Source organism: Clavibacter michiganensis subsp. insidiosus (assembly GCF_002240565.1).
Lineage (GTDB): Bacteria > Actinomycetota > Actinomycetes > Actinomycetales > Microbacteriaceae > Clavibacter > Clavibacter insidiosus.
Genome location: NZ_MZMO01000002.1, coordinates 44,341 through 58,062, shown reverse-complemented (window position 1 = coordinate 58,062; position 13,722 = coordinate 44,341). Strand labels below are relative to the sequence as shown.

Genomic DNA, 13,722 nt, shown 5'->3' with positions numbered 1-13,722 from the left:
ACGTTGCGGAGGGCCGTGCTCGCATCATCGAGGTCACACACGTGGGCGCAGGCTGTCGAGGAGTGGTACGTGACCGGCCTTGAGAACGATCCGGCCGGGCGCGGAGTATGTGTGTGTGGCAAAACCGGACTTGTCTATCTCTACACGATCAATAACCTACATACCCGACAGTCCCTATTTCCAATCGGAAGCGTGTGCGTGGACCTCTTCGAGGTTGCCGAGCTAACGGCAGATGTGTCTGTCCTCCGGGGTCTCTTCGAACTGCGGTCAGCATTTGAAGGCGGCATGCGCGTTACTCTCGCGGGCGAGTATTTTACACGCGCACTGCTTGCGGACTTGTGGGAAAATGGAGCCTTTCCCTCGAATGAATACAATCGGGGCAACGGGGAGAACGATTACAAGTTCCTGCTTGATATGTTCAACAGTCGCCACGAACCCTCTACGAGAGAAAACAAAAAGATTTGGGTGTTGATCAACAAAGCGATCAAGCCCTTTGTCCTGACGGATGAGCGCCTAGCGTAGGCATCCGAGCAGCAGAGTCCGCACGGCGCACGGGGCAGTGCCGGCACACCTCTCACAGGGACGTTGACGTCGGCCCGTCGACGGCTGGGCGATCAGGCATCCGCGGCGTGGGCACTCCCCCGTGTGCGCCGGCCGCTGTGAGACGGGTTCGCCGTGACGACGAATTACGTGCGTGCAGTCAGCTCGTCGACTGGATCAGTTTCGCGGTTTCTCGGGCAAGAAACGCCTTAATGCTGATGACGGAATCGTGCGGGTCGATCGTGCCGCCGAGCTCGCCTTCGAGGACCGGAAGGTACTCGAGCGTTCCCCACGGGGTTTCCAACCCCGACCCGCGCGCATGTCGCAGGGCGTACTCAAGTGCGTCTGAATCGCCGACAGCGTAAAGCCTCCCTTTGGCTGCCCATTGCATCAGCCGATGCTCATCAGTATTGACTTCGAGCTCTGAGAGGGTACGACGAAGCCTGCCTCTTAGGAGGCGGCCGTCGGTCGATACGAGAGCGCCGCCTACCCCCCATACGCGGCCGACTTCGACGGCGCGCGCGGGAACCAGTAAGCGCTTTGGTCGTACACCGAGCAGAGGATATGTGGCTACAGAGGCGGCGCCAAGACGGACGGCGATCTGGGCCACAAGGTCCTGGACTTCGCGCGCGGCTCGGCGCCGACGCGCCACCACGTCTTGCTCCTGCTGAGCGGTGATCTCGTCGTGTCGTCGAAAGTCCGCGAGCTGACGCTCGAGTTCGGCATCAAAGTCGGTCATCTGGGCAGAGTAGCGATGCGCGCCGCCGGAGGGGGCAGCCACTACATGTATCGCCAATGCGGCGCTCGGCTCTGGTGAGCGCCGGCAGACGGCCTCGGGAGCAGCAGGCCGACGGCGCGGATCGCGGCCGCGGAGATCCCACACGCGGCCGCCCTTCGTACGGCGGCGTTGAGGACTGCGGCGACGAGGCTGCCTGCTGTGGCGCCGAAGCCGGCGAACGGGCCATGTCGACAGGGCATCTACAGGCGCTGTCTATGCTCGGGAGCCATCAGCGACCGAGCGGAGGACGGCCATGCGCATTTACAACACCATCGAGGAATTCAAGACAGCCGAGAACGCCCCTGCCAGCCGAGAGGACGAGCAGACGACCACTGCAGAAGCGGACTGGGGATACCGGCTACGTGGCGCCGGCGTGCCAGGCGGCAACGAGCACGGGTGGCTCCTGACGTTCCTGATGGCCGAGCGCCCCGGCGTGGGCGGAATCGCCGGCTCGGGATGGCTCATCGCCTACGAGATCATGGGCGCCCGCAAGACCGGTCGCATCGCGCTTCTGCGACGCGACTGGACCGCCGAGATCGACCAGGCCGAGATCCGCCGCACTCGCGCCGAGGCATGGTGGGGCGGCGCCGCGCAGCGCAACACGATCGGCGAGGCAGACCTCGAGACCGTGGACTACGAGCTCGCCGCGTCGATGTTGTGAGCAGCTTCCGCGCGATCCCGGAGCAACTGCAGCAGCTTCTCTGCGTCGACCGGCTACAGGCGGATCCGCTGCCCCTCGAACGGGGCTGGCCCCGTACAGCATTCCGCATGTCCGTGTGGCTGTTGATCGCCGTCCTCTGGTGGATCGAGTTCGGCGCCGGGACGATCGCGGCCGTCCGGATCCTCATCGGCATCCCCTACACGGCCCCGACCTACGACGGATCTGCGGCGTCAGTGCAAGACCAGGTCCTCAGCGTGCTCCACGACGTCGTGTTCTCCATTCTGGCCGGCTGGGCTCTCGTCACGCTCGTACGCCTCCACGTCCCCGGGGGGAGCACCGTGCATTATCGCCACCCGGGGAGATGGGTCGCGGGGGCACTGTCGATCCCATTTACTACCTTCGCGATCAGTCTCGGATTCTCGACGGTAGGCCTCGTCAATACCGTTCTGCAGCTTCCTCAGAAGGGGTTCCCCGCAAGCACCTATGACGGTGCGTGGGCTCAGTGGCTCGGGCTGGCAGATTCAGCTATGGCCGGACCGACCGAGGAGCTCGCCTTGCTCGGCGTCGTGGTCGTCGGTCTCCGTCGAATCGGGTGCCCATGGGTAGTTGTGTGCATCACCGCTGTCGTCGTGCGCCTGCCCTTCCATATGTACTACGGCGTGGGTGCGATCGGGCTCTCCGTGTGGGTGCTCTTACTCGTCCTGATCTACCGGCGGACGGGCACCATCTGGGGCATCATTGTCGCGCATTCTCTGTGGGACGTGGCCGCCCACCTTGGCCCCGCGTCAGCCATGCTCAACACCACAGTGATGACGCTCGCTGCCATAGTCATCAGTGCCAGGTACCTCCCCAAGGAGAGTCCCCCAGCGATCGACCAGGGCGCCCCGAAAGTTGGATGAGCGACGGTCCTTCTCCACAGCAGCAGCGTCGCTGCCTGCGCACGCCGCACAACTCAGCCCGCAGCTCCTTCCGCGGCGAAGGGCGCGCAGTGCTGCGGTGGTCGCTACAGTCGAGAGCATGACAAGCGCGAGAGGCAAACGCCCTCTCATGCACGATATCGAGCAGCTCATTCGACGGAACCGCGTCGCCGTCCTCACTACTGCAGGCGACGACAGCGACGCGCACCTGTGACCCGGATCGCATTCGTCGACGAATCCGGCTCCCAAGAGAACCGCGACCCCGGCACGTACATCCTCGCCGCGGCGATCTGTGATGAGGAGCACCTCGAGGCGGTACGCGACGTCATGCACGGGATGAGGCTCAAGAAGGTCGGGAAGGTGCACTGGCACGAGGAGAGCGATGCCCGGCGCCTCGAGCTCGCGGCCGCTGTCGCGGATCTCGAGCTCGAGCAGTTGGTCGTCGTGCGGTGCATGGACGTCGGCGAGCCGCTCGAGCGGCGCCGACGCAAGACGCTGGAGCGGCTGCTCTACGAGCTGAGCACACGCGACGTTGCGTTCGTCGTCGCGGAGTCGCGCGGCTCGACGGACGACCGTCGAGACCGCGACCACCTCGACACGCTCCGCGCCTCGCACGCACTTGCCGCACCGATCCGGCTCGACCACCGCACGGGCCCGACGGAACCTGCGCTCTGGGTGGCGGACATCGTGTGTGGAGCCATCGTCCAGGACCGTGTCGGAAACCCTGACCCGCTCGCCGCGCTCGGTGGCATCGAGATCATCACCGTGGAGAGCTGACCGGTTAAAGCGCGAAGCCTCGGGCCCTACTTCCAGCAGGATCTCCCGAGGCTCACTTCCAACCCCACCGCAATGGGGCGACACATCTAGTCTGTCCAGATATGGGGTTGTGTCAAGTCAACCCTCACGACTCAGGGCGTATAGAGCGGACCGCCTATGGGGACGCGAGTGCCGCGGTTCCGCGTGCGAGGCGCTGTCCTACGGACGTGTAGACGCCTGTGACGAGCTGGAGCGGTTCGCGCCTCGACGTTCAAGTCACACGCCGTCGTCGCGTGCTGCTGGCGGTCACGCGCCGCGCCGGTTCGTGCCATCGGCGCGAGGAACGCCGTCACGGAGGCGGCGGGTGACGCACTGCGCGCGGGCCCCGGCGATGGAGGTCAGCGGGTGGCGAGGCGGCCAGCACCGCAGGTGCCGACCGCCTCGCCACGTCACTTAGCGTTCGGCGGGTCAGCCGCGCGGCGGGAAGGGGTCATCCCCGTACGTGCGCTCTTCCTCGAAGGTCCCGTCCATGTTGTGGATGATCAGCTGGCTCGGCTCGTTCTGCCGCGCCAGCACAGCGCCCGCGAGGGTCGCGGCGGACTTCGTGCCGTGCGTCGAGGCGGTGGAGCCGGCGTGGGTCACAGCCCAGTCGAAGTTCTTGTAGACGACCTCGTAGCGCTTGCGTGCCACGCCTACTTCTCCTTCCGGACGCCCTTGAAGGGCGCGCTGTCCGACTTGACGTCCATGATGCGACCCGTCGTCGTGTCGCGCTTCACGTGCGTGCCGTTCGTCGGGTTGACGAACTGCGATCGCCCCTTCACCGCGCCGACGCGAGAGCCGCGCCCTGTGTTGGTAGCCATGATGAATCGTCCTTACAGGACGCGCACGGTGTGGGCCGAAGGCACTCGATTGCGCCCGACGGTGTTAAGTTCGTTGAACCGGCTTCCCAACTGGTTCACCGACCCCGCTCCGCTCGGCTTGCCCGCGCTCTGCGGGGTCGTGCACGTTCCGCCAGCAATTCTACCGGTGAGGGACGACATCTACCCAGTCATTGCCTTTGTAACCCCCACATGTAGTGGTTAACCGCCGCTGCGGGCGGGCTCTACGGGGATGCTAAGGACGCTGATCGCCGCGCGAAGCGCTGCCGGCACACCTCGGAGCAGGTGCGTCGACGTCTGCCCGTCGACGGCTGGGTGATAGGGGATCCGCAGAGCGCGCACGCGCTCTATGCGGGAACGCGGTAGGTGGTGATCGGGTCGCGCATGGCGCCGCTGCCGGCGAACAGGTCGTGGAGCCCGTCGACGGCGGGTTCGTAGCCGAGCATGGCCGCGACCCAGCGGGTCCACTCCGGCGGCTTGGAACCCATGAAGCCCTGCTGTCGCGTGGACGCGTGCAGCGTGTCGGTGACGCGTGGGCCGGACTCGCGTCGACGACGCGCGTGCGGGACGCGGATGAGGACCGGTTCCCACCGGTTGAGGATCCGCGCACCGCCGGGCATCGCGTTCGCCTTCGACCACACGGCGAGTTGCGCAGCAGGCGGTGCAGCCGCGAGGAGCACGGGCAGGGAGTCCGCGGCGCAGGCGAGGGCCCATCCGTCGTAGTCGCGCTCGAGATCGCGAATGAGCCGCTGATGCTGCGCCGGTTCGTCCCAGATGGATGCCCCTCGGTGGTGATCGGGCTTCCGCCCGTTGCGGGCCCACAAGCCGTCCGTGCGCGTTCGCCCGCCGCCGTACCACCGCTCGGCGCGGCCGAGATAGGGCGGGTCCGCGATTGCAAGCCTCACTCTCCCACCCCCGTTCGGGCCAGACGCGAATTAGCGGCGCAACGCGATCCATACTCGGCTCATGACTATCTCTGACGCCTCCATACCGCTGCACACGACGTTCGGACCGGGAGACGGATCCCTTCTCCTACGCTTTCCCCCCGAGTACCGCGAGGAGATCAACGCCCTCCTCGATGAGTACGAGATCAGCCACGGCACTGTCATCGAGCTGTCCGCGGAGGTTGACCTTGCCATCGAAGCCGTCCGGGTGCTGGGCGCCGGCGGTGGGCTCGCGGCGCTCGCCTCGGTCTACAAGACGTTCGCGAACCGCCACGCCAACAAGCGGGTCGTGACAGAAGATGGGCGCGAGATAGCCGGTTTCTCCCTCAAGGACACCGAGAAACTCCTCGAAGACAAGGCCGGGAAGCAGGCCGAGATTGACAAGAGGTGGCAGGAGATGGCGCGCGAGCAAGCGGACGACGATGACACGGAGAGCACTAGGTAGGCGCTCCTACTGCATTATTGCCGTCCGCACGGGTATGGTTGCACCATTCGCGCTGCGCTGCGTGGAATCCGTAAGGGGAGGAATTTAGATGGCCCGCAGAGTGATCACCACGCTCGTTGACGACATCAACGGCGAGCCCATCGAAGAGGGCAAGGGCGAGACTGTCCCGTTCGCGCTCGACGGCGTGAACTACGAGATCGACCTCAACGACGAGAACGCCGCCAAGCTGCGAACCGCGCTTGAGGAGTACACCGAGAAGGGCCGCCGCGTCGGACGCGCCGCCACCGGTAAGTCCGCTCCGCGCCGCTCCTCGAGCTCAGCCCCCAAGGAGGACCTCAGCGCGGCACGCGAGTGGCTCCGCGCCAACGGCCACGAGGTCTCCGAGCGCGGACGCATCGCCGCGTCCCTCCTCGAGGAGTACCGCGCGAACAGCTAGCGCCAGGAGCACGCACGAGAGGGCCGACCCGACACGGGTCGGTCCTCTCGTCGTTGCTGGCTCAGCGGGCGGCCGGCGCCGGTGCGAGCCGGCGGATGGTCCGTGGAAGCAGGAGCCCGCCGGCGAGGATCACGGCCGCCGACGTCGCACACGCGGCCGCCCACGGAGCGGCGTCGTAGAGGATCCCCGCGGCGAGGCTCCCGAGGGCGGCCGCGAGGAGCGTGGTGGCCTCGTAGAGGCCCAGTGCGCGGCCGATGCGGACAGGGCCGGCGGCCTCGGTGAGAGCGGCTTGCTCGATAGGGAGGATCGCGGCCAGCGCGAGCGCGGACAGGATCCAGAGAATGGCGATCGTCACGGGATCCCGGGCGAGCGCGAGTCCGCCGGCGATCGCGGCGCCGGCGACGGCCGCGCCGACGAGGATGGGCGTGCGGCCGAAGCGGACCGTGAGCCGGTGCATGTGGGGCGGTGCGACCGCGAGGGCGATCCCGCCCGGGAGCGACACCCACGCGATCGCCAGGGGTCCGAGGCCGAGCTCGCGCTGGAGGTGCAGCACCAGGAGCAGCCCGATCGCGGCCTCCGCGGTCCCGATGACCGTCACCACGGCCAGGAGCGGGCGCAGCCGCCGCGCGAGCTCGCGCACGACGGCGCCGCCGGCGCCGACGGGCGGCGCCGCTTGAGCGGCGTCGACGCCCCCACTCCCCCGCGTCGACGTCCGGCGCCGGCTCGAGGCGAGCAGCACGCCGGCGACGAGCGCGCACGCCGCGGCCGCGCCGAACGTCGGCGCGTAGCCGGCGACCGCGAGGAGCCCGATTGCCGGCGCGAGGACGACCCACGACCCGAGCTCCTCGGCCGACATGAGCCGGGCGAACGCGCGCGGATCCACCTGGTGCCGGGCGCCGGCAGTCGCGCGCAGCGCGACCCACAGGAATGCACCGCCCGCCCGGGAGACGAGCACGCCCGCGAGGACGACGGAGAAGGCACCGGCGCCGGCGGTGGCGACGAGCGCGTAGCCGGCGGCGAGGACGAGCGCGGACGCCGCGGCGATCCGGGTCCGGTCGTACCGGTCCGCGGCGACGCCGGCGAGCGGGCGGAGCAGGAACGACGTCGCGAGGCCCGCGGCGAGGAGCGCGCCGGTCTGCGCGGCCGTGAGGCCGAGCACCGCGCCGGCGAACAGGGGCAGGGCGAAGTCCACTACCTGCCCGGCGCCGCTGACCAGGGTGACGCTCCGTAGGAAGCGTCGTGAAAATGTGGGGCTGCCTCCCTCTGAGCGATCCTCGATCAGGTTCATGACCGCGCATAATAGCGGCGCAAGCGCCGTTCCACCAGCACGAATCGGGGAATGGTCGTCATCGTGATGACGCCACAGGTGGTGCTCACTAGCACACGTTGCGTCACTCCGGATGCCTTAGCGTGCGCGTGATACAGCGCACACCCATGAGTCGGGCGACGAACCGGGTCGCCCCCAGAATTACAGGCATCGAGGGCAGGCGAGAACAATTGTTAACGATTACATCACAAGTGTCGCTTGTCCGCATATATGAGGACTTGCAATCAAACCCGCCCCCTGGCTCATCCATTGGGCACGAGTCAACTAATGCATGCCGTGCGACCCCAGACCGGGGGGTTAGAGCACCAGTTCGTGCCGAGTGGATTGGTGCACCACGTAGCTTCGAATGGGCACAGAGGTCTGTGTAAAGAAACTGAGGGGAACGACATGCGCGTCACAAAACGCGGTGAAGGGACGAGCTTCGCTCGTCACGTAAGGTGCACGATCGCGATCTTCGCGACCAGTGCCGTGATGATCACAGGGCTCGGCGCGATGCCGGCCTCCGCCGAGACGGCCGCGGCTGGCCCGGTGCAGTTCGAAGACCAGACGCAGGATCCTGCGCAGGTCAACAAGAAGATGCAGGACGAGGCCCACAAGGCCGCCAAGGACGCCGTGTGGACGCCCGAGAGCATCCCGGCCGAGCCCGCTGACGTGGACAAGCCGGCGGAGGAGCCCACTGAGTGGAAGATCCCGGACGCGGACCGCAAGCTCGGACAGGCCGTGTCTACGCAGCGCGTCCCTGCGGGCACGCCGGTCGGCGCACCGGGCCTCGGCGCGCTCCCCTACATGTCTTTCGAGGACATCTCCCTCTCCGATGACACCGTCGCCCGCGTGAACCTCGCGAACGGCAACCTGCTCCTCACCGCGAACGACGGCACGAGCTCCGCCGCCGGCATCGGCGTCCGCGCCGACCGCTACTACAACGGCCTCTCGAGTTCCGCCGGCGCCCTCGGCGGCGGGTGGTCCTCGACCATGAGCTACGCCGACTTCGGCCTCACCGTCAACAGCGGCGAGACCGAGGCCACGTTCGTCGGCCCCTCCGGCTTCCAGGCCAAGTTCACCAAGAGCGGCACCAACTGGATCGCACCGGCCGGCTTTAACGCCACCCTGAGCAAGGGCGACACCTGGAAGCTGACCTACAAGGAGACGGGTGAGTTCTTCACCTTCGATCTGAACCTGAAGCGCCTGGTCAACCACGTCGACCGCAATGGCATCGGTCTCAGCAACGACTGGACCACGTCGGCAACGACCTACACGGTCAAGGACACGTCGGGCCGCTTCACGCGCGTGAACCACACGACGGGCGCGGACCCGAAGATCACCTCGATCGTCGACTCCACGAACCGGACCACGACGTACACGCGCAACGGCGCTGGACAGCTCACCAAGGTCGAGAAGCCCGGCGGCGCCGTCACCGCCATGACGTACGACACCACGGGCCGCCTCGCGACCCTGACCGTGCCGTCCGCGCCCGGCACGACGACCATCACGTTCGGCTACAACACCGCGCACAAGATCACCAAGATCACGCAGAAGTCCACGTCCCCGACCCATGGGAACAAGGCCGACGTCGTGACGAACTTCGCCTACAACAGCGGCAACACCGTCGTCACCAACCCGAACGGCAAGGCCTCGACCTACGCCTACGACAACCAGGGCCGAGTCACCTCCACCAAGGACCCGCTCAACAGGGCCCGCGCGACGACGTGGACCGCTAACAGCACCGTCCAGTCCGCTACCGACGGCCTCGGATCCGGCAGCACCCCCGGCAACGAGACCAAGTTCGAGTACGACGGCCTCAACAACGCCACCAAGACGCAGCTGCCCACCGGCGCCGCGGCCTCCGCGGTCTACACCGCCGGCGCGGGCTGCGCCTCGAGTGGTGGTGACGCGTTCCAGGTCAAGTGCTCCACGGACGCCAGCGGCAACACGGCCAGCTACGACTACGACACCGCCGGGAACCCCACCAAGAAGACCGACACCACAGCCGGTGGAACCGGGTCGGTGGCATTCGAGCGCACCTACGACAGCGCGGACCGCACCATCTGCGTCGGCTGGGCTGGACAGCTCTGCTCCGCCAAGGACGGCAACGGCAACACCACCAAGTACAACTACGACAAGGTCGGGAACCTGATCAAGGTCACCCCGCCGGCACCCCAGGGCGCCACGACGTACACGTACGACGCTCTCTCCCGCGTCACCAGCGTCACCGACGGCAAGGGCGACATCACCAAGTACGCCTACGACGTCCGCGACCGCCAGACCCTCGTCACCTTCGACAACGGCGGCACCCTCGCGAAGACCTACTATCCCAACGGGCTCGTCCAGTACGACTCCGACAGCTTCGCCGGGACCAAGCAGTTCGAGTACGACACCCTCGGCCGCACCACCCAGCAGATCGGCTCGCTCGCCGGCCTGAACCAGAAGTACGCGCACGACGCAGCAGGCAACATCCTCACCTTCGAGGACACCAGCGGCATCACGACCAACACCTACAACGCAGCCAACGAGCTCACCAGCCAGCGCGAGCCCGGAGGCATCTGCCCCACAAGCGGCACCCCCGCCGCGAACAGCGGCTGCACGCTCTTCGAGTACGACGGCAATGGCATCGAGATCAAGCGAATCTTCCCCGCCGGTGCGCAGATGATCACCACTGTCGATAAGTCCAGCCGCACTCTCCAGGTGCAGGCCAAGAACGCCGCCGGCAACGTGACCGCCGATGTCGCCTACTCCTACGCCAAGAATGGCAAGGACACGGCCAGCGTCCAGACCCGCACCAGCGGCAAGGAAGAGGGCATCCCGGCCGGAGCCGTCACGGCCTACCAGTACGACTCCATGGGACGCCTCAGCAAGGCCGAGGAGAAGGCTGGCTCAACGGTGAACGCCTCCTGGAGCTACGGCTTCGATAAGGCTGGCAACCGCACCACCCAGACGCGCGCGGGCAACACCGGTGCCGCTGCGGGGACCACCGGTTATACCTACAACGCCGCGAACCAGCTCACCAAGACCACCGCTGACACGACCGCGTGGGTCTACGACGCAGCCGGCAACCAGGTCAAGAACGGTATCACCGGTGTCGTCGCGACCTACGGCGACCGCGGCCAGGTCCAGTCCATCGGCGAAACCAGCTTCGCCGCCTTCGGCGAGGGCAACACCGACACGCAGAGCGCCACCGGAGGTCGGTCCTTCTCGAACTCCCTACTCGGACTCTCGCGGCAGACGAACGCCTCGACTAACGTGGTGCAGAACTACAGCCGCACCGCCGATGGCGAGGCAGTCGGGTTCCGTATCTCGTCAAGCCACTACTACGTCACGGACCACCTTAAGTCCGTGATCGGCATGTTCTCTGGCACCGGGATCTGGGAAGGCGGCTACGCATACAGCCCCTATGGCGAAGAGCGCACCGCTGCAGCAGACGGGCCTCTGGCCCTGAACTCGCTGCGCTACATCGGCGGGTACCAGGAGGCCAAGGACCTCTACAAGATGGGTGCCCGATACTACGACGCCTCCCTCGGCCGCTTCACGCAGTACGACCCCAGCGGGCAGGAATCTCAGCCCTACGCCTACGCAGCATGTGACCCCATCAACGCAAAGGACCCCAGTGGTCTGGACTGCATGGGGACCATCGCGACGTCTGTTCTTGCTGTAGGTACGGCAGTCATGTCAAGGGGCAGGTCACTATCATCAACATCCGGTCGCAATATCGGGCGGTCAGCCGCCACCGGGTTCTTCGGTTTGGCCAACATCCAGAATGAGTGCGCTCCGGAGCAGGACGGCAACACCCCGTATACTGGTGAACCCGTCTATTCCATCTACAGGTAATCCAATGAATCTGGAGTGCTAATGCCGCGCAATTGGCCTACAAGTATACTGGTAGTTATATCGCTAGCATGCCTTGCTGCCACGATAGTCTTGATACTGGATTCTAACGATGACAATAATGGATGGCTAGTAGTTTCAATTCTCGGCGCAATAGGCTTCAGCACCCTCGCTGGTAATCGCATCTACAAGCGCGAGTGAGTCCGTCATAACTTAATATTTTGGGGTCGACCTGCGCTCGCATGTGCAGGTCGACCCCTTCTGCGTCTACAGGCGTCGGTTGCCCCAAGTACGCTCCTCGTTGAGCGTGGCCGGATGCTCCTACATCGACTCGATCGACGAAGGAGACCGCCCGGTGAACAAGGTGAAGGGCGACGTCACGCGGCTGGTGCGCGGCGTCGAGACACACCCGTGGGCGCACCTCGAGGCCGGCTACTGGCGCGTCCAGGTCGAGGACTCCCCCGCGCTCGGGTACGTGATGCGGGTCCGTGCGGAGCTCGGAGACCCGTTCACGTACGAGGTGTACGCGGACGCCCGCAATGGGCGGGGACAGCGGATCTGGGTCCACCGGGAGGCGTCCTTGAACGCGGCCGTGGCGTGGATGATGCAGCGCTCAGACCGGCTGGTGGCGTTCGCGTCACGGCACGCGCCCCCGGCGACTGCAGACGTCGACGAGGATCCCGAGGCGGGCGCCTAATCGAGCCGGCGGACGTAGAGGATGACGTGCCCGGCCGGGATCCCCTGGCCGAGCTGCTCGACGGCCGCCCAGCTCGACGGGGCGTCGACGGTGACGCGCTCCGCGCTGTTCTCCGTGCGGGGCCGGTGCGCGAGCTCGTAGGTCATCTACCCAGTATGCGCGGACGCCAAACGCCCCCGGCCGGAAGAGAGAGAAGGGCCGGGGGCGAGCTTGGGGCGGTGGAAGCGAACTGCCTGGTAGCTGCCGAAGCGGCTGAATCGGCCGTTCGCACGGACGGCCTCCTCGAATGCGCCCTCGGGGAAGTCGGCGGGCGTGATGCGCGCCGCGAGCTCCTCGACACCCGCGTCGATCATCACGCCTCGCAGGTACTGGGTTACTGAAGTACGCATGTCAGGATTCGAGCTGTTGAGCGACCCTATTCGCGATTCGACCCTGGAGGTCATCGCTCTCCGCAAGCTCCGCCACGAGGGCACGGATGACTTGCACGTGAGCGACCTTCGCCTTCCCAAGGGTGTTCGCGATCTCCCCGGCGTAGGCGATGAGGTCCCGGTAGTGCTTCGGCGGGAGATCCGCGGTGATGCGGACAGGGCTTGCGCGAACCGCCGGCGGGCGCATGGGCGCGGCGGTCGCTGGCGCCGCCGCCGGCGCTTCAGTCCTGGACGGCTCGCCGCTCGGCACCGGCGTAACTGCCCGTTCGGTCGCACGCTGCGCGCGTGCGCGGAGCTCTTCAGCCTTGCTCACTGTGATACCCCCAGCTCGTCGATCTCGCGCGCGGCGTCGGCGTACCTGCCGAGGTCCGTCACGGGCGCGCCGAATGCCTGCGCGATGGGCTCTCGTCGTGGGATCGTCGTGCGCAGTACCGTCCGACCGTCCTCCTCCATCAGCCCGCGGTACAGAGGAGTGCTGTTCGCGTTCGTGATGGTTCGATTCAACAGAACCGCGCTCACGAGCGGGGAGGACCGCAGGGCCTCCACGTCGTCGATGGCGGCCCACACCTCTGGCAGCCTCTCGTACTCCCCCATCGTCGGCGCCATCGAAACGACGGCAACGTCCGCGGCTCGCAGCGTCGACGACACGATGCCGGCGTGATCCTCAAGAGGCGGCGTGTCGATGATGACGACGTCCGTCGATGTCGGCACGAATCCCGACAAGCGCTTGTGCAAGTCCTTGACGGGAAGCGCGATCGTTGGGATCGCCCACTCCCCCTGTTCGCTCCATCGCAGAGCCGATCCCTGCGGGTCGGCGTCGATGACGAGGACACTGCGCCCCATCGCCACGTAGGCGTGAGCGAGGTAGGCGCTTGTGGTCGTCTTGCCTGACCCGCCCTTGAAGTTGGTGACCGTTATGACCTTCATGACCCCAGCGTACCGTAGTTACGCGGTTCAGTAAAACCGTATCCGCGTATCCGCGTGCTTGCGTGGCCCCGTAGATGCGGAGTCCAGTAAGCGCGTAACGGCGTGCCTCCGTATCTACGGAGGCACTGGGCTCAGTCGCTGGCTGCGTCGATACGTGGTGCCGTAACTA

17 protein-coding genes are annotated in these 13,722 nt (G+C 66.4%); 8 read left to right on the top strand and 9 right to left on the bottom strand.

Translation table 11 applies throughout. The features are described from left to right. Positions 1 to 69: 69 nt before the first annotated feature. Positions 70 to 522, top strand: a complete 453-nt coding sequence (locus B5P21_RS16650) for a hypothetical protein (RefSeq protein WP_133064212.1) — start codon at positions 70 to 72, stop codon at positions 520 to 522. A gap of 178 nt (positions 523 to 700) precedes the next feature. Here the strand turns inward: B5P21_RS16650 and B5P21_RS16645 are convergent, their stop codons facing one another. After that, positions 701 to 1,279 carry a hypothetical protein gene (locus B5P21_RS16645; RefSeq protein WP_133064211.1) on the bottom strand — a complete coding sequence of 193 codons (579 nt, stop codon included), beginning with the start codon at positions 1,277 to 1,279 and terminating at the stop codon, positions 701 to 703. Positions 1,280 to 1,571: 292 nt separating this feature from the next. Between B5P21_RS16645 and B5P21_RS16950 the strand changes: the two genes are divergently transcribed. The 3 genes from B5P21_RS16950 (at position 1,572) to B5P21_RS15915 (ending at position 3,673) form a co-directional block, all read left to right on the top strand. Then, entirely contained in the window at positions 1,572 to 1,979 is a 408-nt protein-coding gene (locus B5P21_RS16950; RefSeq protein ID WP_165770634.1) for a hypothetical protein, read from the top strand. Continuing rightward, positions 1,976 to 2,878 carry a CPBP family glutamic-type intramembrane protease gene (locus B5P21_RS15920; RefSeq protein WP_170163111.1) on the top strand — a complete coding sequence of 301 codons (903 nt, stop codon included), beginning with the start codon at positions 1,976 to 1,978 and terminating at the stop codon, positions 2,876 to 2,878. The genes B5P21_RS16950 and B5P21_RS15920 overlap by 4 nt, the downstream gene beginning before the upstream one ends. A gap of 228 nt (positions 2,879 to 3,106) precedes the next feature. Beyond that, on the top strand, positions 3,107 to 3,673 hold the full coding sequence (locus B5P21_RS15915) for a DUF3800 domain-containing protein (protein WP_094171479.1): 567 nt from the start codon (positions 3,107 to 3,109) through the stop codon (positions 3,671 to 3,673). Between the two features lie 447 nt (positions 3,674 to 4,120). Here B5P21_RS15915 and B5P21_RS15910 read toward each other — a convergent pair whose 3' ends face one another. From B5P21_RS15910 to B5P21_RS17445, 3 genes are all read right to left on the bottom strand, one after another. Next, positions 4,121 to 4,342 carry a DUF2188 domain-containing protein gene (locus B5P21_RS15910; protein ID WP_094171478.1) on the bottom strand — a complete coding sequence of 74 codons (222 nt, stop codon included), beginning with the start codon at positions 4,340 to 4,342 and terminating at the stop codon, positions 4,121 to 4,123. A 2-nt stretch (positions 4,343 to 4,344) separates the two neighbouring features. Then, on the bottom strand, positions 4,345 to 4,512 hold the full coding sequence (locus B5P21_RS16945) for a hypothetical protein (protein ID WP_165770632.1): 168 nt from the start codon (positions 4,510 to 4,512) through the stop codon (positions 4,345 to 4,347). Between the two features lie 365 nt (positions 4,513 to 4,877). Further along, positions 4,878 to 5,150: a hypothetical protein gene (locus tag B5P21_RS17445; RefSeq protein WP_246865345.1), complete on the bottom strand. Its 273-nt coding sequence runs from the start codon at positions 5,148 to 5,150 to the stop codon at positions 4,878 to 4,880. A gap of 346 nt (positions 5,151 to 5,496) precedes the next feature. Between B5P21_RS17445 and B5P21_RS15900 the strand changes: the two genes are divergently transcribed. Continuing rightward, positions 5,497 to 5,919 carry a hypothetical protein gene (locus B5P21_RS15900; RefSeq protein WP_094171477.1) on the top strand — a complete coding sequence of 141 codons (423 nt, stop codon included), beginning with the start codon at positions 5,497 to 5,499 and terminating at the stop codon, positions 5,917 to 5,919. 88 nt (positions 5,920 to 6,007) lie between these two features. Then, the gene (locus B5P21_RS15895) at positions 6,008 to 6,355 is read left to right on the top strand and encodes a histone-like nucleoid-structuring protein Lsr2 (protein WP_094171476.1); all 348 of its coding nucleotides are present in this window, start codon (positions 6,008 to 6,010) and stop codon (positions 6,353 to 6,355) included. A gap of 61 nt (positions 6,356 to 6,416) precedes the next feature. Here the strand turns inward: B5P21_RS15895 and B5P21_RS15890 are convergent, their stop codons facing one another. After that, positions 6,417 to 7,643 carry an MFS transporter gene (locus B5P21_RS15890; RefSeq protein WP_094171475.1) on the bottom strand — a complete coding sequence of 409 codons (1,227 nt, stop codon included), beginning with the start codon at positions 7,641 to 7,643 and terminating at the stop codon, positions 6,417 to 6,419. Positions 7,644 to 8,069: 426 nt separating this feature from the next. Between B5P21_RS15890 and B5P21_RS15885 the strand changes: the two genes are divergently transcribed. Together B5P21_RS15885 and B5P21_RS15880 are read left to right on the top strand one after the other, a co-directional pair. Beyond that, positions 8,070 to 11,504, top strand: coding sequence for an RHS repeat-associated core domain-containing protein (locus B5P21_RS15885; protein WP_246865344.1), 3,435 nt, complete (start codon positions 8,070 to 8,072; stop codon positions 11,502 to 11,504). Positions 11,505 to 11,856: 352 nt separating this feature from the next. Beyond that, positions 11,857 to 12,198 (top strand): hypothetical protein, encoded by a 342-nt coding sequence (locus B5P21_RS15880; protein WP_094171487.1) that lies wholly within the window; start codon positions 11,857 to 11,859, stop codon positions 12,196 to 12,198. On the opposite strand, the gene B5P21_RS16940 is transcribed toward B5P21_RS15880, so the two are convergent. Genes B5P21_RS16940 through B5P21_RS15865 form a run of 4 tightly spaced genes read right to left on the bottom strand, consistent with a single transcriptional unit; the run spans position 12,195 to position 13,553 of the window. Beyond that, positions 12,195 to 12,344 (bottom strand): hypothetical protein, encoded by a 150-nt coding sequence (locus B5P21_RS16940; protein WP_165770631.1) that lies wholly within the window; start codon positions 12,342 to 12,344, stop codon positions 12,195 to 12,197. The genes B5P21_RS15880 and B5P21_RS16940 overlap by 4 nt on opposite strands. Further along, on the bottom strand, positions 12,345 to 12,587 hold the full coding sequence (locus B5P21_RS15875) for an RNA-binding protein (protein WP_094171474.1): 243 nt from the start codon (positions 12,585 to 12,587) through the stop codon (positions 12,345 to 12,347). 1 nt (position 12,588) lies between these two features. Beyond that, positions 12,589 to 12,939, bottom strand: coding sequence for a hypothetical protein (locus tag B5P21_RS15870; RefSeq protein WP_094171473.1), 351 nt, complete (start codon positions 12,937 to 12,939; stop codon positions 12,589 to 12,591). After that, a complete protein-coding gene (locus B5P21_RS15865) occupies positions 12,936 to 13,553 on the bottom strand; it encodes a ParA family protein (RefSeq protein ID WP_094171472.1) in 618 nt (205 codons plus the stop codon). Before B5P21_RS15865 ends, B5P21_RS15870 begins: the two co-directional genes overlap by 4 nt. Between the last annotated feature and the right edge of the window lie 169 nt (positions 13,554 to 13,722).

Coding starts and splice junctions, on each gene's coding strand:
- B5P21_RS17445 (WP_246865345.1), bottom strand. CDS start 5,150: ATGCCCGGCGGTGCGCGGATCCTCAACCGGTGGGAACCGGTCCTCATC.
- B5P21_RS16950 (WP_165770634.1), top strand. CDS start 1,572: ATGCGCATTTACAACACCATCGAGGAATTCAAGACAGCCGAGAACGCC.
- B5P21_RS16945 (WP_165770632.1), bottom strand. CDS start 4,512: ATGGCTACCAACACAGGGCGCGGCTCTCGCGTCGGCGCGGTGAAGGGG.
- B5P21_RS15895 (WP_094171476.1), top strand. CDS start 6,008: ATGGCCCGCAGAGTGATCACCACGCTCGTTGACGACATCAACGGCGAG.
- B5P21_RS16645 (WP_133064211.1), bottom strand. CDS start 1,279: ATGACCGACTTTGATGCCGAACTCGAGCGTCAGCTCGCGGACTTTCGA.
- B5P21_RS16940 (WP_165770631.1), bottom strand. CDS start 12,344: ATGACCTACGAGCTCGCGCACCGGCCCCGCACGGAGAACAGCGCGGAG.
- B5P21_RS15890 (WP_094171475.1), bottom strand. CDS start 7,643: ATGAACCTGATCGAGGATCGCTCAGAGGGAGGCAGCCCCACATTTTCA.
- B5P21_RS15885 (WP_246865344.1), top strand. CDS start 8,070: ATGCGCGTCACAAAACGCGGTGAAGGGACGAGCTTCGCTCGTCACGTA.
- B5P21_RS15875 (WP_094171474.1), bottom strand. CDS start 12,587: ATGCGTACTTCAGTAACCCAGTACCTGCGAGGCGTGATGATCGACGCG.
- B5P21_RS15900 (WP_094171477.1), top strand. CDS start 5,497: ATGACTATCTCTGACGCCTCCATACCGCTGCACACGACGTTCGGACCG.
- B5P21_RS15865 (WP_094171472.1), bottom strand. CDS start 13,553: ATGAAGGTCATAACGGTCACCAACTTCAAGGGCGGGTCAGGCAAGACG.